A 1,605-nucleotide genomic window follows, 5' to 3' on the forward strand; every position below is an offset into this window, starting at 1 on the left:
CGTCCAGGGCATCGAGGACCCCTTCGACGTCGTCGAATGCCCTCACATAAGCCGTCTGGCGCTGGTGATACTCGGAAACCCAGGCGTGGGACTCTTCGCCTTCACCAAGTTCCACACCGAAGTGCCCCAAGGCAGCCCTGCCGCGAAGCAGCCGCTGTTCATTGAAGGTCAGCTCACCGGCCAGATAACGATCATAGAAATGCGTGGTCTCGTGAGTAAAGATGCGGCCGAACTTCACCCACCCGGCCTGGTCAAGGCCGGGCAGGAGATGCTCGCTGACGTCACGCAATGCAGTGGTCATGGCGTACTCAAGGTCCACCAGGGTGTCATCGATGTCGAAGAGAACACCGCGGATGGTGCCGAAGGAACTTGAGATAACCATGACTGAAGCCGCCCTTTTAGCCGCGGAAGGCGCGAACTCGGGCCAAGGAAGAATCCTTGCCCAGGATCACCATGGACTCGAACAGCGGCGGGGAAATGCGGCGGCCGGAGATGGCCGTGCGAACGGGCCCGAAGGCCGCACGAGGCTTGATTCCCAAGTCCTCCACCAGTGCCTGCTTCAGGGCAGTCTGGATGTTCTCGGCAGTCCAGTCCCCGATGGGCTCAAGCGCGGCCAGGGCAGCGTCGAGGACCTCGTCCAGATTGGCAGGGAGCCCCTTCCGGGCGTCATCCGCCACGTCAATGGCGTCGTCGGCCTTGAAGAGGAACGCCAGCATCTCCGGAGCCTCACCCAGGAGCGTGATGCGCTCCTGGACCAGCGGGGCTGCTTCGGCAAGAATCTCTTCCTGGCGCGGGGTGAGGATCTCCCCTACGAAACCGGCAGCGCGGAGATAAGGGACCAGCCGCTCCTTGAAGTCTTCCGGAGCCAGCATGCGGACATGCGTTCCGTTGATGGCCTCGGCCTTCTTGATATCGAAGCGTGCCGGGTTGCCCAAAACATCATGGATGTCGAAATTGGCCACGAGTTGCTCCACAGTGAAAATGTCCTCGTCCGCGCTCAGGGACCATCCGAGCAGCGACAAGTAGTTGAGCAGGCCTTCGGGGATGAAGCCACGTTCGCGGTGCAGGAACAGGCTGGACTCGGGATCTCGCTTGGAGAGTTTCTTGTTGCCCTGGCCCATCACGTAGGGCAGGTGCCCGAACTCCGGCATGTACTCGGCCACGCCGATCGCGTAGAGCGCACGGTACAACGCAATCTGTCGCGGAGTGGAGCTCAGGAGGTCCTCGCCGCGAAGGACATGGGTGATCCCCATGAGTGCGTCGTCCACCGGGTTCACCAACGTATACAGCGGGGCGCCATTCGCGCGGACCACTGCGAAGTCGGGCACGGAGCCGGCCTTGAAGGTGATCTCGCCGCGGACGAGGTCATTGAAGGTCAGGTCCTCGTCCGGCATGCGCAGACGCAGGACAGCCTCGCGTCCTTCAGCCTTGAACTGCGCCAACTGCTCCTCGGTCAGGTGGCGGTCGAACCCGTCATAGCCGAGTTTCGGATCGCGGCCGGCGGCTTTGTGGCGGGCTTCGATTTCATCCGGCGTGGAGTAGGACTCGTAAACGTGACCGCCGGCCTTGAGTTTGGCGATGACATCCTGGTAGATCCCGCCACGC

At 62.2% G+C, this 1,605-nt stretch carries 1 protein-coding gene and 1 pseudogene; both read right to left on the reverse strand.

What is annotated here, in order from left to right; all coding sequences use genetic code 11:
• Window positions 1–382: pseudogene (locus HP499_RS24040) on the reverse strand (HAD family hydrolase); the annotation flags it as partial.
• A gap of 16 nt (window positions 383–398) precedes the next feature.
• The coding region (gltX, locus tag HP499_RS24045; protein ID WP_172326541.1) for a glutamate--tRNA ligase at window positions 399–1,605 on the reverse strand (1,207 nt) is incomplete at its 5' end.

Source organism: Paenarthrobacter sp. CM16 (genome assembly GCF_013179505.1).
GTDB lineage: Bacteria > Actinomycetota > Actinomycetes > Actinomycetales > Micrococcaceae > Arthrobacter.